The sequence below is a fragment of the Pseudomonas artemisiae genome (assembly GCF_057128685.1).
In genome coordinates this window covers 1-18,859 of sequence record NZ_JBSKHS010000020.1, presented here as the reverse complement: position 1 = coordinate 18,859, position 18,859 = coordinate 1, and the positions used below count along the sequence as shown (strand labels likewise).

16 protein-coding genes are annotated in these 18,859 nt (G+C 59.7%); 7 read left to right on the top strand and 9 right to left on the bottom strand.

The window, feature by feature from the left end:
• The first annotated feature begins 92 nt into the window (after window positions 1-92).
• From ACWKV4_RS18475 to ACWKV4_RS18465, 3 genes are all read left to right on the top strand, one after another.
• On the top strand, window positions 93-1,514 hold the full coding sequence (locus tag ACWKV4_RS18475) for an FAD-dependent oxidoreductase (RefSeq protein ID WP_483833561.1): 1,422 nt from the start codon (window positions 93-95) through the stop codon (window positions 1,512-1,514).
• Window positions 1,515-1,625: 111 nt separating this feature from the next.
• Window positions 1,626-2,696: a uroporphyrinogen decarboxylase gene (gene hemE / locus ACWKV4_RS18470; protein WP_483833560.1), complete on the top strand. Its 1,071-nt coding sequence runs from the start codon at window positions 1,626-1,628 to the stop codon at window positions 2,694-2,696.
• 62 nt (window positions 2,697-2,758) lie between these two features.
• The gene (locus ACWKV4_RS18465) at window positions 2,759-3,127 is read left to right on the top strand and encodes a YgiW/YdeI family stress tolerance OB fold protein (protein ID WP_483833559.1); all 369 of its coding nucleotides are present in this window, start codon (window positions 2,759-2,761) and stop codon (window positions 3,125-3,127) included.
• 115 nt (window positions 3,128-3,242) lie between these two features.
• Here ACWKV4_RS18465 and ACWKV4_RS18460 read toward each other — a convergent pair whose 3' ends face one another.
• Window positions 3,243-4,511 carry an MFS transporter gene (locus tag ACWKV4_RS18460; RefSeq protein WP_483833558.1) on the bottom strand — a complete coding sequence of 423 codons (1,269 nt, stop codon included), beginning with the start codon at window positions 4,509-4,511 and terminating at the stop codon, window positions 3,243-3,245.
• Between the two features lie 100 nt (window positions 4,512-4,611).
• Here ACWKV4_RS18460 and ACWKV4_RS18455 point away from each other — a divergent pair, with 100 nt between their 5' ends.
• Both ACWKV4_RS18455 and ACWKV4_RS18450 read left to right on the top strand, forming a co-directional pair.
• Window positions 4,612-5,499 (top strand): LysR family transcriptional regulator, encoded by an 888-nt coding sequence (locus tag ACWKV4_RS18455; RefSeq protein WP_483833557.1) that lies wholly within the window; start codon window positions 4,612-4,614, stop codon window positions 5,497-5,499.
• A gap of 223 nt (window positions 5,500-5,722) precedes the next feature.
• A complete protein-coding gene (locus tag ACWKV4_RS18450) occupies window positions 5,723-6,412 on the top strand; it encodes an NYN domain-containing protein (protein ID WP_483833556.1) in 690 nt (229 codons plus the stop codon).
• Window positions 6,413-6,453: 41 nt separating this feature from the next.
• On the opposite strand, the gene ACWKV4_RS18445 is transcribed toward ACWKV4_RS18450, so the two are convergent.
• The 8 genes from ACWKV4_RS18445 to ACWKV4_RS18410 all read right to left on the bottom strand — a co-directional run bounded on the left by ACWKV4_RS18445 (window position 6,454) and on the right by ACWKV4_RS18410 (window position 16,681).
• Window positions 6,454-7,629 carry a BaiN/RdsA family NAD(P)/FAD-dependent oxidoreductase gene (locus ACWKV4_RS18445; protein ID WP_483833555.1) on the bottom strand — a complete coding sequence of 392 codons (1,176 nt, stop codon included), beginning with the start codon at window positions 7,627-7,629 and terminating at the stop codon, window positions 6,454-6,456.
• Entirely contained in the window at window positions 7,626-9,005 is a 1,380-nt protein-coding gene (gene dbpA / locus ACWKV4_RS18440) for an ATP-dependent RNA helicase DbpA (RefSeq protein WP_483833554.1), read from the bottom strand. The genes ACWKV4_RS18445 and dbpA overlap by 4 nt, the downstream gene beginning before the upstream one ends.
• A 56-nt stretch (window positions 9,006-9,061) precedes the next feature.
• Window positions 9,062-10,489 (bottom strand): multidrug transporter subunit MdtD, encoded by a 1,428-nt coding sequence (gene mdtD, locus ACWKV4_RS18435; RefSeq protein WP_483833553.1) that lies wholly within the window; start codon window positions 10,487-10,489, stop codon window positions 9,062-9,064.
• 107 nt (window positions 10,490-10,596) lie between these two features.
• Window positions 10,597-11,292, bottom strand: coding sequence for an RraA family protein (locus tag ACWKV4_RS18430; protein ID WP_483833552.1), 696 nt, complete (start codon window positions 11,290-11,292; stop codon window positions 10,597-10,599).
• Window positions 11,293-11,552: 260 nt separating this feature from the next.
• Window positions 11,553-13,298, bottom strand: a complete 1,746-nt coding sequence (locus tag ACWKV4_RS18425) for a molecular chaperone (protein WP_483833551.1) — start codon at window positions 13,296-13,298, stop codon at window positions 11,553-11,555.
• Between the two features lie 124 nt (window positions 13,299-13,422).
• On the bottom strand, window positions 13,423-14,289 hold the full coding sequence (gene asd / locus ACWKV4_RS18420) for an archaetidylserine decarboxylase (RefSeq protein ID WP_483833550.1): 867 nt from the start codon (window positions 14,287-14,289) through the stop codon (window positions 13,423-13,425).
• 10 nt (window positions 14,290-14,299) lie between these two features.
• Entirely contained in the window at window positions 14,300-15,115 is an 816-nt protein-coding gene (locus ACWKV4_RS18415) for a rhodanese-like domain-containing protein (RefSeq protein WP_483833549.1), read from the bottom strand.
• Between the two features lie 45 nt (window positions 15,116-15,160).
• Window positions 15,161-16,681: an HDOD domain-containing protein gene (locus tag ACWKV4_RS18410; protein ID WP_483833548.1), complete on the bottom strand. Its 1,521-nt coding sequence runs from the start codon at window positions 16,679-16,681 to the stop codon at window positions 15,161-15,163.
• Window positions 16,682-16,813: 132 nt separating this feature from the next.
• Here ACWKV4_RS18410 and motA point away from each other — a divergent pair, with 132 nt between their 5' ends.
• Window positions 16,814-17,665 (top strand): flagellar motor stator protein MotA, encoded by an 852-nt coding sequence (gene motA / locus ACWKV4_RS18405; protein WP_483833547.1) that lies wholly within the window; start codon window positions 16,814-16,816, stop codon window positions 17,663-17,665.
• Window positions 17,666-17,668: 3 nt separating this feature from the next.
• Window positions 17,669-18,721: a flagellar motor protein MotB gene (motB, locus tag ACWKV4_RS18400; protein ID WP_483833546.1), complete on the top strand. Its 1,053-nt coding sequence runs from the start codon at window positions 17,669-17,671 to the stop codon at window positions 18,719-18,721.
• Window positions 18,722-18,859: the final 138 nt, after the last annotated feature.

The window sequence follows — 18,859 nt, the reverse complement described above, 5'->3', positions numbered from 1 at the left end:
GCTTCAAGCGATAAGCTTTAAGCTGCCCGCGGTAACCGAGAATTTGCTTGCAGCTTGAAGTTTGCGCTTGAAGCTGCGCCGAGAGGCGCCACATGTCCGAACGCTTGAGTAACGACTTTCAGTTCATTGATGTAGGCCGTAAAGACCCGAAGAAGAAAACCCTGCGCCTGCGCAAAAAGGGTTTCGTGGAAATTTACGAACCGCTTAAGCCGCAACAGGCGGGGGAGCAATCCCACCGTTGCCTGGGGTGCGGTAACCCCTATTGTGAATGGAAGTGCCCTGTGCACAACTACATCCCCAACTGGCTCAAACTGGTGTCCGAGGGCAACATCCTGGCGGCCGCCGAGCTGGCTCACCAGACCAACACGCTGCCGGAAGTGTGCGGCCGTGTGTGCCCTCAAGATCGCCTGTGCGAAGGCGCCTGTACCCTTAACGATGGCTTTGGCGCCGTGACCATTGGCTCGGTCGAGAAATACATCGCTGACACCGCGTTCGCCATGGGTTGGCGCCCGGACATGTCCAAGGTCAAACCCACCGGCAAGCGGGTCGCGATCATTGGTGCAGGCCCGGCTGGCCTAGGTTGCGCGGACGTATTGGTACGCGGTGGGGTAACGCCAGTGGTGTTCGACCGCAACCCTGAAATTGGCGGCTTGCTGACGTTCGGCATTCCGGAGTTCAAGCTGGAAAAAAGCGTGCTGAGTAATCGCCGGGAGATTTTCACCGGCATGGGGATCGAGTTCCGCCTCAATACCGAAGTGGGCACCCACATCACCATGGAGCAGCTGCTGGCCGAGTACGACGCCGTATTCATGGGTATGGGAACCTACACCTATATGAAGGGCGGCTTCCCTGGCGAAGACCTGCCGGGTGTACACGACGCGCTGGATTTCCTGATCGCTAACGTCAACCGTAACCTGGGTTTTGAAAAGGCCCCGGAAGACTTTATCGACATGAAAGGCAAGCGGGTGGTGGTGTTGGGCGGCGGCGATACCGCCATGGACTGCAACCGCACCTCCATTCGCCAGGGGGCGCAATCGGTCACCTGCGCCTACCGCCGCGATGAAGCCAACATGCCCGGTTCGCGCCGCGAAGTGAAAAACGCCAAAGAGGAGGGGGTGAAGTTTCTGTATAACCGCCAGCCTATCGCCATCGTGGGCGAAGACAAGGTCGAAGGCGTGAAGGTGGTGGAAACCCGTCTGGGTGAACCTGACGCCCGAGGCCGGCGCAGCCCTGAGCCCATCCCCGGCTCCGAGCAGATCCTGCCCGCCGACGCGGTGGTCATTGCGTTTGGTTTCCGCCCGAGCCCGGCCGAGTGGTTCGAGGATCACAGCATCGAGCTTGATAGCCAGGGGCGCGTGGTGGCGCCCGAGCAAGGTGGCCTATTCCGCCATCAGACCAGCCATCCGAAGATCTTTGCTGGCGGCGACATGGTGCGCGGTTCGGATTTGGTGGTAACGGCTATCTACGAGGGCCGCACCGCCGCCGAAGGCATCATGGATTATCTGCAGCTGTAACCTCCGCCTCAGCTCGCCAAATCAAGGCGATAGATAAAAGGCACGGTGCTACGCCGTGCCTTTTATCTTGGTGTCTGAGAAAATGCCCCCACTCTTTTCCCGGATGCTCCCATGACTGCCCTGAAGAACGACCGTTTCCTGCGTGCCCTGCTCAAGCAGCCGGTAGACGTAACGCCCGTGTGGATGATGCGTCAGGCTGGCCGCTACTTACCTGAGTACCGTGCCAGCCGCGCCAAGGCCGGTGACTTTATGAGCCTGTGCAAGAACCCGGCGTTCGCCTGCGAAGTCACCCTGCAACCTTTAGAGCGTTACCCGCTGGATGCGGCCATTTTGTTTTCGGACATCCTCACCATTCCCGATGCCATGGGCCAGGGCCTGTACTTTGAAACCGGCGAAGGCCCGCGTTTTCGCAAGGTCATTAATACGGTAGCGGATATCGATGCGTTGCCGATCCCGGACCCCCATCAGGACCTGGGTTATGTAATGGATGCGGTGAGCACCATACGTTCTGCGTTGAATGGCCGGGTGCCCCTGATCGGCTTCTCGGGCAGCCCTTGGACGCTGGCCACCTATATGGTTGAAGGCGGCTCGTCGAAGGACTTCCGTAAAACCAAGGCCATGCTCTACGACCAGCCCGAGGCCATGCACCGGCTGCTCGACAAGCTCGCCCAGGCCGTCACGGCCTACTTGAACGGGCAAATCAAGGCCGGTGCCCAAGCGGTACAGATCTTCGATACCTGGGGCGGCAACCTGTCCGCGGCGGCATACCAGACCTTCTCGCTGGCGTATATGAAGCAGATCGTTAACGGCCTGATTCGCGAGCACGAAGGGCAGAAGGTACCGGTAATTCTGTTCACCAAGAACGGTGGCCAGTGGCTGGAATCCATTGCTGAGGCGGGTGCTGATGCCTTGGGCCTGGACTGGACCTGTGACATTGGCCAGGCGCGCCAGCGCGTAGGCGGCCAGGTTGCCCTGCAAGGGAACATGGACCCTTCCGTGCTCTATGCCAAGCCTGCGGCCATCCGTGAGGAAGTGGGGCGTATCTTGGCCAGCTACGGCCATGGCACCGGGCATGTATTCAACCTGGGTCATGGGATCACCCCGGAAGTAGACCCTGCCCACGCCGGGGCCTTTATCGAAGCGGTGCATGAGCTATCGGCCCAATACCATCGCCAGGCTTAAGCTTGGCTTCAGCCGTGGGCGTTAGGCTGGTTGCATTCGATAAGCCAACAGGAGAAACGCCCATGAAAGCCTTGATCACTGCCGCTTGCCTTGTTTCGTTGATGTCCGCCAGCGCCTTCGCCGCTTATACCGGCCCAAACGCGGGCCCAGCGCAGGGCGGGGCGCCTCAGCAGGTCGAAACCGTGAAAGCCGCGCTCAGCGCTGCCGATGACGCGCCTGTCACCCTTGAAGGGCAAATCACCAAGCGGATCGAGAAAGACAACTACGAGTTCACTGACGGCAAGGACACCATTCGTGTGGAGATCGACCACGACAAATGGCCTGCCGGTGTTGAAGTGAGCGACAAGCAGCGTGTGCGTCTCATGGGCGAAGTCGACCGCGATTCCAATGGCGTGGAGGTGGACGTAGACCGAATCCAAGTACTCAAGTAAACACCAAGCCCGGTTACGGGTAGGAGTGAGCGCAGCTCGCGAAAACGGTGGAACGGCTAATAAACTGTCCACCTATTCGCCAGCTTCGCTGGCTCCTACAGTGCCAGGCGCTGCTTTACGTAGGCTTTTTGTTTCCGGGCAATACTGGCAGCCGTGCGAGCTTTACGGCAACAGCCAAGGCAATGATCAGCAAGGTGCCGATAAACGCACCGATGCCGTTCCAGCCCCCGTAGTGCCACGCCACTCCACCTAGAGTCCCCGCCAGGCTTGAGCCCAAGTAATAGCTGAACAGATACAGCGACGATGCCTGGCCTTTGGCATAGGTTGCCCGGCGGCCGATCCAACTACTGGCCACCGAATGCGCCCCGAAAAACCCGAAGGTAAAGACCAGCATTCCGAACAGGATCAGGCCCAGCGGCGGCAGCAGAGTCAATACCAGGCCTACCAGCATCACAGCAATCGCCACCCAGAACATCTTGCGTCGGCCGTATTTATCCGCCAATGCACCCACCTGCGCCGAGCTGTAAATGCCTGCGAGGTAAACCACCGAGAGCAAGCCCACTAGGGCTTGGCTCAAGTGGTAAGGGTCTGCCAACAGGCGGTAGCCAATGTAATTGAAGAGCGTAACAAACCCGCCCATTAGCAGAAAGGCTTCCAGAAACAGCCAAGGCAACCCGGCATCCTTGAAGTGAACAGTGAACCCGTCCAGCAAGCTGCGGGGGTTAAGGGTGCGGCTGCTGAAATTGCGCGAAGGCGGAAGCACTTTCAAAAAGATGACTGCCGCCCCCAATGCCAGCACACCTATTACCAGGGTTGCCGTATGCCAGCTTACATAATCGATCAGTACCCCAAGGATCAACCGCCCCGACATCCCGCCAATGGCATTGCCGCCAATGTATAGCCCCATGGCCAAGCCAATATGTTCAGGGTGGATCTCCTCACTGAGGTAGGTCATTGCCACGGCGGCAACGCCGCTCAGCGATAGCCCTAAGAACGCGCGCATTAGTAAAATGGCAGGCCAGTTAGGCATTAAAGCGCTTGCGAGAGTGAAAAATGCCGCGCTGAACAACGCTGTGACCATCACCGGCTTACGGCCAACCCGGTCTGAGATGGGCCCGGTAATCAGTAGCCCAATAGCCAGCATCGCCGTGGATACCGACAGAACAAGGCTGCTTTGTGCCGCGTTGATGGAAAATTCCGCCGATAATAGCGGCATCATCGGCTGAACACAGTAGAGCAGGGCGAACGTAGCGAAGCCGCCACAGAACAGCGCCAGCACCGTACGCATGAACAATGGCGTGCCCTTTTCGATCCAGCGCGGCGCCTCACTGTTTTGAGCAAGAGTAGGTGCTGCCTGGCCGGGTATTGCGGCGGCGATCTTCAAGGGACGTCTCAAGATAGGGTAGGTAGGAAAAAGCATATAGCGCCCTAAACATGACTTCCAATATATTATTCGACCCATTTGATAGCCTGTGAGTATCGTTATGGAACTGCGGCATCTTCGCTATTTCATTGCTGTGGCGGAAAGCCTTCATTTTGGTCGGGCTGCGGAGGTGCTAGGCATTAGCCAGCCGCCGTTAAGCCAGCAGATTCAAGCGTTGGAACAGGAAGTGGGTGCTCGCTTGTTCGACCGCACCAACCGCCGCGTGGCCTTAAGCGAGGCCGGGCGATTGTTTCTGGAGGAGGCGCGCCAGGTATTGGCCCAAGTAGATAAAGCCGCCGACGTTGCACGACGCGCTCAGCTCGGTGAGCTAGGCGAGCTGAAAATCGGCTTTACCTCCTCGGCACCTTTTAATGCCAGCATTTCGTCCGCGATCCATGCGTTTCGCCGCGCCTTCCCCGCGGTGCACTTGCACTTGCGAGAGATGAGCAGCCAGGAAGTCGCCGATGCCTTACAGGAAAAAACTCTGGAAGTGGGTTTTATGCGACCGCTCCCCTTGGCGGATACGTTGCATGCCGTGGAGCTGTCCCGAGAGCCACTGGTGGCGGTGCTCAATGCCAGCCATCCGTTAGCCACCATCGTTGCCGGCGGCGTGCACTTGGCACAGCTGGCCGAGGAGCCCTTTGTATTCTTCCCGCGCAGCTACGGTAGCGGCCTTTACGCGCAACTGCTGGCGCTGGCCCAGGCTGCAGGGTTCAGCCCGCATTTTGCCCAAGAGGCCAGCGAACCCATGACCATCATCGGCTTGGTATCGGCGGGGCTGGGGGTATCCGTGTTGCCCGCCTCCTACCGCTCTATTCGCATCGCTGGCGTGGTTTACGTACCACTATTGGACGAGGCCGCCGAATCCGCCGTGTGGCTGGTGCGCCGCAGGGGGCCCAGTTCAGCCATGGCGCAGGCCTTCGCTGAGTTACTTTTGGGGCATCGTTAGCAACCTTGTTGTAGTTGCCGAGCCGAGTCACTTTGAGTTGGGGTGATGTGCTTGCAAAGCATATCTGGGCACAATCATGCTGCGAGGAAGCGTTGACGTGAAGTTTTTTGACGGTAGAATTTGTTCCACAACTCAGCCTCGTACGCAGCGATTTAATTCGCTGGCCGTTGAGGTGAGAAAACCGGCCTAGCGCCGGTTTTTTCGTTTTTAGGGGTTGGAGTCCGTGCGAACTGCTTTCTTTGTAGATGGCTACAATTTGTTTTATGGGCTCGTGGCTCATACATCCTACAAATGGTTGGACCTACCTTCGCTACTTGGCAAGGTTTTGCGCATCGAGCAGCCAAACAGTGAGGTTGCTTCCATCACTTTCTTTACTTCTGGCGTGAAGCCGGATCTTGCATCGAGGGGTGTTACGTCCAAGCAGGCCCAAGATACCTATATAAGGGCTCTGACTGCCAAAGGTGTTGAAGTCGTTTATGGTAGACACCGTCTTGAGCCTGCGAGGGCACCTCGTTATGTAAGCAGATCGGTGCCTGCCTCGCGTTTGGACCAAGTCGACATTTGGCGCCTGGAAGAAAAGGAAACGGACGTCAACATTGCTTTGGGCATGTATAGACTGGCTTCCCGGCAGTCTGGCTCAACACCGGAAGCGCGTATTGCGCAAATCGTCCTCGTATCGGCTGATACTGACATGGCTCCTGCCTTGAAAGCTTTGCGAGAAGATTTCCCTGAAATGCGTATTGGCGTCATCCTCCCTCACCGGGAAGGGATAAAGCGTGAACCGCCAGGATCGTTACGAAACTACGCCCACTGGATACGTCGTGTCATCACCGTGCAGGAGCTTGCGGCCAGCCAGCTACCTGACCGTGTTCCTACTCGTAAGCGGCCCGCAATCAAGCCTGATTATTGGTAGGGCACAAGCGGCTTGTAGGTAGTTATTGGCCTGCCCGGCCCTCAACACACCTGCCCCGCCACATACCCCGAGGCCCATGCCCACTGGAAGTTGAACCCACCCAGATGGCCGGTCACGTCCAGCACTTCGCCAATAAAATACAGGCCAGGGCTTTTCAAGGATTCCATGGTTTTGGACGACACCTCTCTAGTGTCCACGCCACCCAGGGTTACTTCTGCGGTGCGGTAGCCTTCGGTACCCGCAGGTATCAGTTGCCATTCACTCAATTGATTGGCAATGGCCTGTAGCTGCCCAGGCGTGTACTGCTTCATCGGGCGGCTCTCGAACCACTGGTCGCACAGCAATTGAGCCATTTTGCGGGTAAACAGGTCGCCCAATACCGTGCGCAACTCTGCGTTTGGCCGTTCACCTTGCTGGCTTTGTAGCCAGGCCACCGGATTATGCTCAGGTAGCAGGTTGAGCGTTATGGTGTCACCGGGCGCCCAGAATGATGACACCTGCAAGATGGCTGGGCCGCTTAGCCCGCGGTGGGTGAACAGCAGGTTTTCGCGAAAGCTTTGCCCATTGCAACTGGCGATGCAGTCCACCGAGGTACCCGACAGTTCAGTGCATAAAAGCTTGAGTTGGTCGGTGATGGTGAAGGGCACCAGGCCCGCACGGGTGGGGAGCAATGTGTGGCCAAATTGTTTGGCTAGTTGATAGCCGAAACCAGTGGCACCCAGCGTAGGAATGGATAGCCCCCCAGTGGCTACTACCAGAGAGCGGCAGGCGAACGTACCGCCGCTGGTAAACAAGCGGTAGCCCTCGGGCAGAGGCGTTACTTCTTCAATGCTGGTATTTAAACGTATTTCAGCACCCGTGCGCTCGCACTCGGCCAGCAACAGCCCAAGGATGTCACTGGCCTTGTTATCGCAGAACAACTGCCCAAGCTTTTTCTCGTGATAGGGCACGCCATAGCTGGCCACCAGGCCGATGAAATCCCACTGGGTGTAACGCGCCAGGGCGGACTTACAAAAGTGCGGGTTTTGCGAGAGAAAGTTGGCCGGCTCTGTGTACATATTGGTGAAGTTACAGCGGCCGCCACCGGACATCAGGATCTTCTTGCCGGCTTTGTTGGCGTGGTCCAGCACCAGAACCTTGCGTCCACGGGCTGCCGCGATGGCCGCGCACATCAGCCCCGCGGCGCCTGCGCCGATGATGATAACGTCTGGGTTCACAGCAGGCGCACCCTCAACGAGCGGCCCTTGATCTTGCCCTTGTTGAGCCGATCCAACGCTTGTTTGGCCACGCCGCGTTCAACGGCCACGAACGCTTGGTAATCGAAGATTGCGATCTTGCCTACGTGCGCGCCGGGAATGCCAGCGTCGCCGGTCAAGGCCCCCAAGATATCCCCAGGGCGCACTTTGTCCTTACGGCCACCGGCGATACACAGTGTGACCATTGGAGGGACCAGCGGGCCTTCGCCACGGTGGGTCAGTTCGTCCAGGGGGCGCCAGTTAACCTGAGCCTTCTGCAAGGTTTCAATGGCTTGGGCACGGTGAGCCTCGGCAGGTGCTACCAGGCTTACGGCCAGGCCATTCTCGCCAGCACGCCCCGTGCGACCAATGCGGTGGATGTGGATTTCCGCGTCCCGCGCCAGCTCCACATTAATCACCAGGTCCAGGGCCTCGATGTCGATCCCCCGCGCGGCTACGTCGGTAGCCACCATCACGGTGGTCGAGCGGTTGGCGAACACGGCCAGCACCTGGTCCCGGTCCCGTTGCTCCATGTCACCATGCAAAGCGCTGGCGCTGATGCCTTTGCTAATCAACAGGTCAGTCAGTTCCTGGCATTGCTGGCGTGTAAAGCAAAAGGCTACGCAGCTTTGCGGGCGAAAATGCCCTAGCACCTTAAGTACCGCGCTCATGCGGTGTTCCGCGTCCACTTCATAGAAGCGTTGTTCGATCTTCACGTCACTGTGCAGCGCGGCGACTTTGACCGTGCGCGGGTTGCGCATAAAACGCGAGGCCAGGGCTTCGATGCCTTTAGGGTAGGTTGCCGAAAACAGCAGGGTTTGGCGGCGGCTCGGGGTTTGCTCGATGATGGCGGCGATAGCGTCCACGAAGCCCATGTCCAGCATGCGGTCAGCCTCGTCCAGTACCAGGGTATTAAGGCCGCTGAGTACCAGTGTGCCTTTGTCCAGGTGCTGCTGCACCCGGCCTGGGGTGCCGACGATGATATGCGCGCCGTGCTCCAGCGAGCCTACTTGGGGCCCAAAAGGTACGCCGCCGCAGAGCGTTAGCACCTTGATGTTGTCTTCGGCGCGGGCCAGCCGGCGGATTTCCTTAGCCACCTGGTCGGCCAGCTCGCGGGTTGGGCACAACACCAGGGCTTGGCAGCCGAAGTAACGGGGGTTGATAGGGTTGAGCAGACCCACCCCGAAGGCGGCGGTTTTGCCGCTACCTGTGCTGGCCTGGGCGATCAGGTCCGAGCCCTCGAGGATCACCGGCAGGCTTTGGGCCTGGATTGGCGTCATTTGCGCGTAGCCCAGCGATGCCAGGTTGGTGAGCATCGCTGGCGACAGCGGCAAGGTTTCGAAGGCGGTGGCGGTCACGGCAGGGTCCTGCGCAAAAAAATGTTGCGCAGTTTAGCAGCCCGAGGCCGATCTCCCTATGCGTCTGGCCCAGGCGGCGGACGAACTGCGCGCCGGCCTACTTCAGGTGAAAGTTGCACGAAGATGGTGGCGGCGAACATTGCCATCAGGCCAATGGTAAGGAAGGTCAGTTGGAAGGCTGCCAATACGCTCTCGATGCCGTCCTTGCCAATGGCAGCCTCGAAACCACCCAGCAAGGCCCCTGCGCAGGCAACCCCGAGGCTCATGGACAATTGCGCCACCACTGAAAGCAGGCTATTGCCACTGCTGGCCTCATGGTCGCTCAAGTCGATCAAGGTGACCGTGTTCATGGCCGTGAACTGCATGGAGTTGATCGCCCCTAGCAGCGCCAAGTGGGCCAGTAGCAAAGGGTAGGGCGTGTCTGCGCTGACCAGGCCCAGGCTGGCCAGCATCACCCCTAATGCCAGGGTGTTGCCGGTGAGCAGCTTACGGTAGCCGAAGCGCTCGATAAGCGGCCGCGCCAGAGATTTAGCCAACATGGCCGCAGCCGCCAGCGGAATCATGCTCATACCCGCGAGGGAAGGCGAATAGCCCATGCCCACTTGTAGTAGCAGAGGCACCAAGAAGGGCAGCGCGCCAGAGCCAAGGCGGGCGAAGAGGTTGCCCAGGATGCCCACCGCAAAGCTTCGGGTTTTGAACAGGCTGGCGGCAAATAGCGGCGCCTCCATGTGAACTGCCCGCAGCCAGTAGGCCGCCAGGCATGCCATGCCTGCGAACAACAGCAGCATGACCCGCAGATGGGGCAGGTTGAGCTCGCCCAAGCCTTCCATGGCGACTGTGATCAATACCATGGCTGCGCCAAACAACCCGAAGCCCAAGCCATCAAAGCGCGTACGCTCGCCGCTTGGTAGCTCCGGCAACAGCCGACGCACCGCCACGCAGCCTAGAACTCCTACTGGCAGGTTGATCAAAAAGATCCAGTGCCAGCTAAGGTATTCCACCATCCAGCCGCCCATCGTAGGCCCAAGCAGCGGCCCCAGCAGGCCTGGCACGGTGATGAAACTGAGGATGCGCACTAGCTCGGAGCGAGGATAAGCCCGCAACACCACCAACCGGCCTACGGGCAGTAGCAGTGCGCCTCCAAGGCCTTGGAGAATCCGCGCCGCCACCAGCATGGGCAGGCTAAAAGACACCGCGCACAGCAGCGACCCGAAGGTAAACAAGCCTATGGCGTACATAAACACCCGCTTGATTCCGAAGCGATCAGCTACCCAGCCGGACGCGGGGATCAATAAGGCAACCGTGAGCATGTAGGCAATGACCACCGACTGCATGCGCAGCGGGTCTTCAGCCAAGTCGCGGGCCATGGCAGGCAGAGCAGTGTTGAGGATGGTCCCGTCGAGGGACTGCATGAAGAAAGCAATGGCGACCACCCAAGGAATCCAGCGGGCAGTGGCGGGGTCGAGATTGGCGTGACTAACCATAGCGTCCCTTATTTTGAAGGTTCAAGCCGCGGTTATAAAAACCTGATAGCGCGTGGCCCGACCGTGTGACCATCCTTGGCCAAGAAAGTCGCAACAGATACCCTCGATCAGACCGGGCAGCCTTTAGCACGCAAAATGGCGTCGAAGCGCTTCGGGTCTAGGGTACCGTTGGCAATCCCTTCTAAAGTGGCGCGCTCGCGGGCAAGCAGGTCATTGCAGCGCTGGACCAGTTCTGGCAGCTCCGCCCGCGCTGCGGCAACCACGCCATCGCCATCGCCAATCATCAGATCGCCAGGCATCACCAGCATGCCTGCGCAGGAAATAGGGACGTTGATTTCGCCGCCGCCGTCAGTGCTAGGGCCACGATGTACAGCACCGATGGCATATACCGGCAGTTCACCGGTCTGCCATTCGTCGACGTCACGCAAAGCACCGTTGATGACAACACCGGCGATGCCCGCCTTCAGCGCCATGGCGCGCATGATGCCGCCAAATACCGCGCGAGTGAGGTCAGCGCTGCCATCGATGACCAGCACATCGCCTGGGCGGGCCATTTGCATGGCCTTGAGGATCATCAGGTTGTCGCCAGGGCGTACCCGCACGGTCAAGGCACTGCCCAGCATGGGTTTGTTGCCGTGGAAGGCCTTGAGCCCCAGGCCCCCGACGTTGCGCCCCAGGCAGTCACTCACGGCAGCGGCGGGGATCTTGCTGAATTCCGTTAGCCACTTCGGATCGAGCGGCTCCACATTAGGGTTGATCATGTAGCCAGCGGGCCATTTGCTCGAAGAGACGACGTCAAACATAGATAAACCTCGGCATTGACGCCTGCGGCGCCACGGGGAAAATATTCTCTTGGGTAAGCAAGCTTAGGCCCGAGGTCTGACACCCCGCAAGCCCAACGCAAAGGCTGGCTTAATGGCAGCTGAACCGTTATAGCCGCTTGGCATTCGAATGAATGCTATATACCTTCCACGCGTAAGCCCCGTCGCTGGCAAGCCAGGCTGCTACAGTGTGGCCTGTATGTTCCCGTAGCAGCCGAGCGTGCTCGCGACCAGATTCAACACTACAAATCCCGCCATAGGGAATCGAAGTCTTCCTCGCGCCCTGTGGCTTCCGGGGCCGCGGGCGTGGCTTGAGGCGGGGGCTGATCGGCCAGGCGGTACTCGAACTGATTGAAACTCCCGGTATTGGCCAACCGCTTCAACAGCTGCGCCCGGTGTTCATCGCCGTTGTTGTTGAGCACCAGCTTGTGGCCTTCCTGAAAAGGCAGCCGGGGCGCCAACAGGGTCGCGGGAATATCAATGGCACGGATTTCAGGCAGCATCAGCCCGCGCAGGTATTCGCTATGAGGGTCATCGCCTCGCACCAGCTGTAGGCCGCAAGGTCGGGCGTGGGGCGCGATCAGCTCGATACCCATCTGCGTGCCACCGTCGCGCACCTGGCGTATCCAGCGCACCACCGCCACGCTCCAGCCATGGGAAGGCGCATCCTGAATGCCCACCAGCTCTCCGGCCTGCAACTGCGAAGGCACTTCTTTGCGCCAAGCCAGACAATAGCCACCGGGGCTGTGATTGACGATGTGCAGGCTGTAGGTAGGAAACTCCCGAGCCTGCCCAGGATTAGCCGAGCCCGGTTGGTATTCGATCTCTTCCAGGGCTGGGATTTCTAGCACCGGGCCCCACACGCCCTGCCTGCCCAAGGCGCTGAATTGGGCCGAGGTGCTGCTGCCCGGCAGTCCCAATTGCTCACCGAAAGTTCGTTCGCCACCCAGGTAGTAATGCATGGCACTCATGCCGATGCATACCGTGAGGTTACCCTGCCCAAGCGTGCGATTGAATGTGCGCTCGGCCACGTCACCCCAGGCCGCGCCCACATGTTGCAGCAGGTCGGTACTGAAACCCGCCGGTACTGGCAGACGCGCTTGGGGGCGCTGCTCCACGGGCATTGCCAGGTACTCCCGGATGCTGTGGGCGAGCAGGGTGGTATCTAGCCCGAGCAGGTCTGGAAGTTCAGCGTCCTCGAACAACGTCTTGTAACGGGGTGGGCCATCTACGGCAGGCGCTACCGCGAAGAGGCTGCCAGCCGCCAGGGCAGGTTGTATACGGGCTAGATAGCTCCAGCTTTCGAGCATCTCCGCCAAACGCATGATAGCGCTTTGGCGCATCTGATTGCAGCGTGAACTGCCCATCAGCAAGGCCGCTACATAGGCGTGCTCTGAGGTCAAAGCCTTTACATTGTGTGCCAAGCCGTCGGCCACGGACGTGTGTTGAACCTTGTGCTCACACGCGACCAGATACAGATTGTGCAGTTCCAGCCACAGCCGCTCGGGCACCGGGCAGTAGAGTAGGCTGGCCCTTACCAGTGAGCCGTACAGGCAATGGATAGCCCGTTGAGTCGCAATGGCCAGGGCCGTGGAATGTTCGCGGCTGGCCGCTGCTACCCGCACCACGATGATCTTGTAGCCCGCGGCCAAATGGTTTTGCAACGCCTGGCACAGGTTGGCTACTTTGCGCGCGCGCTCATCCAGCACAATGGCCTGGTTGAGAAAGTGCCGCTCCAGCTGCTTGCACACGTAATACACTTCTGGCCGTAACAGCTCCAGCAGTTGCAGCCGGTTTTCGGTAGGGGTGACCAGTTGGTTCAGTTCGGCCATGCCTTGGTAGAGCAGGCGCGCGGTTTCACCAATGTTCGCTTTGGGCAGTGCCGAAATCCAACGCTTGAGGTCACGCGGGTTCGCCTCGCAGAACGTTAGCGTGTTCTGAGACGGGGTGGGAGCGCGTAACGACAAGTGAGGGCTAGGGCGAGGCATCCGGTGCTTCCTGGTCATCGTCCGAAGCACGCGCAACGTTGACCGAAGCGCGCATGGCCGTGGGGCCGTTGTTCATTGGACTTTACCAGCATCACAATTACGTCGCACCCCAGCGGAAAATAGATCAGGAGGGCGTCGCCGGCATGCCCAGGGCCTGACCCATCCGTACAGGAGAGACCGCGGCCAGGGTATGGCCCCAGGTGACCTGGTCCGGCCCGAACAGCATGATTACGGTCGAACCCAGCTTGAACCGGCCCATTTCAGCGCCTTTTTCCAAGTGGATAGGCGCACGCGCCGTTTCGTCGTAGCGCCAGGTTTTAAGCGTGCGTTTCGGTGGAGTGACCAGGCCGGCCCAAACGGTTTCGATGGAGGCCACGATCATTGCACCTACCAGCACCATGGCCATGGGGCCACGCTCGGTATCGAACAGGCACACCACCCGCTCATTGCGAGCGAACAGTTCAGGCACGTTTTCGGCGGTGGTTTTATTCACCGAGAAGATCCGCCCGGGAACATAGATCATCTCTCGCAAAGTGCCTGCCAAGGGCATATGTACCCGATGATAGTCCCGAGGCGACAGGTACACGGTGGAGAACTGCCCACCCATGAAAGGCGCTGCCAGGGCAGGATCGCCACCCAACAGTTCCAGCACGCTGAAGCTGTGCCCTTTAGCCTGGAAAACCCGGCCATGCTCGATTGGGCCCATCTGGCTAATGGCACCGTCGGCTGGGCAGAGGATGGCGCCTGGGGTTGGGTCCAGCGGGCGTGCATCTGGCTTCAAGGCGCGGGTGAAGAAGGCGTTGAAGTGTTCGTAAGCCGTATGGTCTTCGACTTGGGCCTCGCTCATGTCCACGTTGAAGTGACGCACGAACCAGGTAGTGAAGGCGTTTTTCAACCAGCGGGCGCGGCACTCGGCCACGCAGCCAGCCAGCCGCGACAGCAAATGGTGAGGCAGCAGATACTGAGAGAGGATGAACAAGCGATCTTTCATGGATAGCCCTTTAGACTTCGACAGGGGTGTCGGGTGAATTGCCCCACTCACCCCAAGACCCGGCATAGGCTTTGACCCGCGGGTAGCCCAGCGCCTTGGCGGCCAGATAAGTGAAGCCAGACCGGTGGTGGGTCTGGCAGTGAGTGATAATTTCTTTATCGGGGGTAATCCCTAGCGCTTCAAGCACTTGCGGGAGGTCCTGGCGCAAGCGCAACGCGCGCGAGGGGTCCATGCCTGCTGTCCATTCGAAGTTAACCGCCCCGGGAATGTGCCCGCCACGTGCCGCCACGCGTTTCTCCCCGGAGTATTCCAAGGGCCCCCGGGCATCCCAGATGGCCAGGTCTGGCGCGCCCAGGCGCTCGCGCAGGTAATCGAGGGTAGCGGTTGGGCCTTCGTGCAGAGTAATGGACGCCTCCCCCGACAACGGCGCGGGCACATCGGTACTCAATTCAAGACCCTCGGCCTGCCAGGCCAACAGGCCGCCATTGAGGTAGTGATAGCGGCTGTGGCCGATAACGTCCAGCAGCCAGATAAATCGACCGGCCCAGCCACCACCTTCGTCGTCGTACACCACGTAGGTCACGTTCGGGCCATGGCCCAGTTCGCCGAACAGCTCACGCAGCGCTTGGATATCGGGCAGCAGGCCAGGCGCTGGCGGGGTACCTAGTTGAGTGCGGGCCGGTGCAACGAAACGGGCGCCGGGTATATGCCCAGCGCTATAACGTGCCTGGCTGGTGAGGTCGACCACCACCACACCCGGCGCGTGCAGCCTAGGCACTAGGTCGGAGGGTTCGATGACCAGCCCAAGGCCGGAGAAATCAGCCATGAGTACGCTCCACGGTTTGATCAAAGCAAGATTGTAACGCAACCACTACTGCCTGCGGTTACTGAAGGCCACGAGCGCACGCTCGATGCACTGCGAAGTTTTGGTAAAGGCTTGCACGCTGGTCTCGGCCATGGGCAAGCCGCCTTGGTCAGCCAGCAACAGCATCAACACTCGATTTTGGCTGGCAATGGAGCGCAGCAGCAAATGCTCGCCGCGAAACATTACCCGCAGGCTGGCTGGGATCAGCCGTGACAGCGAAGCGTTGTTCTGTGGCGTCAAACGCAATTGACCTGGGCGCTCCACCAAACGCTGCAGCAACGGTGCGTGAGCCAGGGCCATGCTTAGCTCGGAGGCGACCTTCGGTAGCCCGGCGATCTGATGCACGCGCAGATTGGCCTGAGCTTTATCGACCATTAGCAAGGCAATACGGCGCATGCCGCAGGCCTGCAGGGCTTCAACGGCTACGCCGGTAAGGTGCAAAGCGTTGTTGAACGCACTGGGCTCGGCCAGCAGTGTGGCGCAGTGCCGCCGCCATAGCGCCAGGGCTTGAGGGCTAGGGCCAGGCATAGGTAGCAACCCGGCGTGCAGTCGCCGCTCTCCGGCCGGCCAGGGCAAGGCGACCGCCGGGTGCCATAGCTCCGGATCGGCATGAGCATGGGCGCTTTGGACCGCCAGGGTGTGGGTCTGCTGCTGAACCTGTTCCAGCGGCGCCTGAGTATAAAGGGCCAGCAGCTGTTGCCAGCGCAGCACATGGGGGGTGTACCAGCCCTGTTCGCACGCCAGGGCCAGCCCATTGGCCAACAGCACGGTCATGGCCGGCTGGCTCAGCCAGCGGTACAGGTCGGGGTTGGCGTCGAGCTGGCGCTGCTGGTCAAGGGGATCTTGGTCGTGCCGGGCGATCAGCAAGCTCCTGGCCAAGGCGCGGCGCTCCAGTGTAAGGGCGCGGTAACCCTGCAGCACCCAGGCCGGCAGCCGCCAGTACTCGGCCAGCGCCATGCACAGGTCCAGTATGCGCACTCCAAATAGCTCGCGCTCCACCTGGGCGGGGTTCTCGCCTTTATGCAGCACCCGCAGGTCCCACTCTTCGAACAACTTCGGCTCGGTCATCGCCAGCGGCCACAGCGGGGCGAGGAACAGCAGGCTGCCCCAATGGATTTCCTGCCATAGCCTGGCCAGACGGGCGGCGAAAAAGCCGCTGGCTTGTTGGGTCGCGTGCTGGCTCACTAATTGCAGTTGGCGCAACGGCAACGGGATCGCGGCAGGCTCAAGGGCCGGTACACGTGCCAATAGTTCGCCAATGCGCTTGAGGCCCAAGCGGTTCAGTGCTATCTCCAAGCTTTCGGCGGGTTCCACGAGGGCGTTGCTGGCTTGCAGGTTGGCTTCACGTATCACGTTAAGCACCAACGCCGGACTGCCTTGCATGCATTCAGCAATGTCTCGCAGCGAACTACGGCTATCGTTGAGTACGGCGCATACGCGTTCGTGGCTCGCCCTTGGCACCGGAATACGTACGTTACCCAATGACTTAACCCATGCCTCGATGTTCTGCTGCCTGACTACTGACATAAGGAAGCGCGCTCGCTCAACTAGTTTTTAACGAATGGTCACTATAGTCTGGCGCGGGTCTGCCGATAGGTAGAAGCAGAGATTGAAACGGCCCCGCGCCAGTTTTTCCACGTTTCGAAGTGTTCCTGACCTATGGCTAAAATTATCGGCATCATCGTCGTATTCGCGAGTGTTCTCGGCGGGTACGTCCTTTCCCACGGGAAAATCGCGGCCTTGATCCAGCCTTACGAGGTGTTGATCATCGGGGGCGCTTGCCTTGGCGCGTTCTTGCAGGCCAACCCAGGCTACATGACCATGCACGTCCTCAAGAAATCCTTGAAGATGTTCAAGTCTCGGTTTACCCACGCCTTCTACCTTGAAGTGCTGGGGTTGATCTATGAAATCCTCAACAAGAGCCGCCGTGAAGGCATGATGGCCATTGAAGGCGATATCGAAGATGCCGCCGCCAGCCCGATTTTCGCCAAGTACCCTGCGGTGCTCAATGATGCCCGCATGACTGCATTCATTTGCGATTACTTGCGTATCATGTCTTCAGGCAACATGGCACCCCATGAGCTTGAAGGCCTGTTCGACATGGAATTGCTGAGCATGAAAGAAGAGCTTGAGCACCCTTCCCATGCCGTGCAGGGCATCGCCGACGGCTTACCAGGTTTCGGTATCGTGGCCGCGGTATTGGGTATCGTAGTGACGATGGCTTCCCTTGGTGACGGCGATAAGGCAGCCATCGGTGGTCACGTGGGCGCGGCCCTGGTCGGTACCTTCTTCGGTATTCTCGCCGCTTATGGGTTCTTCGGCCCGCTGTCCACTACCTTGGGCCACGACGCCAAGGAAGAAATGAACGTATTCGAGGCTATCAAGGCTTCGCTGGTGGCCTCGGCTTCCGGCATGCCGCCTACCCTGGCGGTAGAGTTCGGGCGCAAGGTGCTGTACCCAGCACACCGCCCTAGCTTCGCCGAGCTTGAACAAGCAGTGCGCGGTCGCTAAGCCATGGAAAATAATCAGCCGATCATCGTCAAGCGCGTAAAGCGCTTTGGCGGCGGGCACCATGGGGGTGCCTGGAAAATTGCCTTCGCCGACTTCGCTACCGCGATGATGGCGTTCTTCCTGGTGCTGTGGCTGTTGTCTGAAGCCACCCCCGAGCAGAAGCTGGCTATTGCCGGCTATTTCAAGGACCCGATCGGCTTTACTGAAAGCGGCTCACCTTATGTGATCGACCTGGGCGGCTCGCCACAGCTGGCGCCGGACCACACCCTCAATCCGGAAACAAAGGACGCCCCGCCCAGGCCCGAGGCTGAAAGCCAGGTCACCCCGAACGAGGCGGAGAATATTGCGGAGAAGATCGAGAAAGACCGCCTCGAGCTGCTGTTGCAAGAGTTGCAGAACAAGGTCGACGAGAACCCGCAGCTGCAGAAATTCAAGGACCAGATCCTGTTCGAGATCACTCAGGACGGCCTGCGTATCCAGATCATGGACGCCGAGAACCGGCCAATGTTCGACCTGGGCAGCGCGCGGCTCAAGTCGTACTTCGAAGACATACTGTTAGCCATGGCTGACACCATCAAGGAAGTACCCAACAAAGTCAGCATCAGTGGCCACACCGATGCCAAGCCGTACGCGGCCAGCGCGGATTTTGGCAACTGGGAGCTGTCTGCCAACCGTGCCAACGCGGCTCGGCGCGCCTTGGTGACCGGCAGCTATCCTGAGGGGCAAATCGCCCGGGTGGTGGGTTATGGCTCGTCGTCGCTATTCGACCGCAAGAATCCGTTGAACCCGGTGAACCGGCGGATTGACATCATCGTGTTGACCAAGAAGGCCCAGCGCGATATCGAAGGAGAACAGCCGCCGCCGAGCGACGCCACGCCGCCTGCGGCGCCCACGGCCCCTGCGCCATCTGGCGCCGCCGCACCCGCTTCCCAACCCACGGCTACACCTGTAGCAGAGCAAAACCCTACAGTGCAGCCACGGGAGTTGCGGGAAAAGCTCAACATCTTCGACAGCGGCGCGCTGAAGATGGAAACACCGGCAGGTAAGCAGCTGTAGTAGCGGCGCAGCTCGCGAATAGGCGTTGAACCGTTCGCTAGCTATCGCTAGCTCCTACGGGTTGAACTGCGCCCCAAATGTTGGACACCTATCCAACCTTATGGGGCGTTTTTCATGGGTAAGTACTCAAAAGACTTC

What these genes read in the sequence shown, in the direction of transcription:
- ACWKV4_RS18475 (WP_483833561.1), top strand. Translation starts at nt 93, where the DNA reads ATGTCCGAACGCTTGAGTAACGACTTTCAGTTCATTGATGTAGGCCGT.
- hemE (WP_483833560.1), top strand. Translation starts at nt 1,626, where the DNA reads ATGACTGCCCTGAAGAACGACCGTTTCCTGCGTGCCCTGCTCAAGCAG.
- ACWKV4_RS18465 (WP_483833559.1), top strand. Translation starts at nt 2,759, where the DNA reads ATGAAAGCCTTGATCACTGCCGCTTGCCTTGTTTCGTTGATGTCCGCC.
- ACWKV4_RS18455 (WP_483833557.1), top strand. Translation starts at nt 4,612, where the DNA reads ATGGAACTGCGGCATCTTCGCTATTTCATTGCTGTGGCGGAAAGCCTT.
- mdtD (WP_483833553.1), bottom strand. Translation starts at nt 10,489, where the DNA reads ATGGTTAGTCACGCCAATCTCGACCCCGCCACTGCCCGCTGGATTCCT.
- ACWKV4_RS18430 (WP_483833552.1), bottom strand. Translation starts at nt 11,292, where the DNA reads ATGTTTGACGTCGTCTCTTCGAGCAAATGGCCCGCTGGCTACATGATC.
- ACWKV4_RS18425 (WP_483833551.1), bottom strand. Translation starts at nt 13,298, where the DNA reads ATGCCTCGCCCTAGCCCTCACTTGTCGTTACGCGCTCCCACCCCGTCT.
- asd (WP_483833550.1), bottom strand. Translation starts at nt 14,289, where the DNA reads ATGAAAGATCGCTTGTTCATCCTCTCTCAGTATCTGCTGCCTCACCAT.
- ACWKV4_RS18415 (WP_483833549.1), bottom strand. Translation starts at nt 15,115, where the DNA reads ATGGCTGATTTCTCCGGCCTTGGGCTGGTCATCGAACCCTCCGACCTA.
- ACWKV4_RS18410 (WP_483833548.1), bottom strand. Translation starts at nt 16,681, where the DNA reads ATGTCAGTAGTCAGGCAGCAGAACATCGAGGCATGGGTTAAGTCATTG.
- motA (WP_483833547.1), top strand. Translation starts at nt 16,814, where the DNA reads ATGGCTAAAATTATCGGCATCATCGTCGTATTCGCGAGTGTTCTCGGC.
- motB (WP_483833546.1), top strand. Translation starts at nt 17,669, where the DNA reads ATGGAAAATAATCAGCCGATCATCGTCAAGCGCGTAAAGCGCTTTGGC.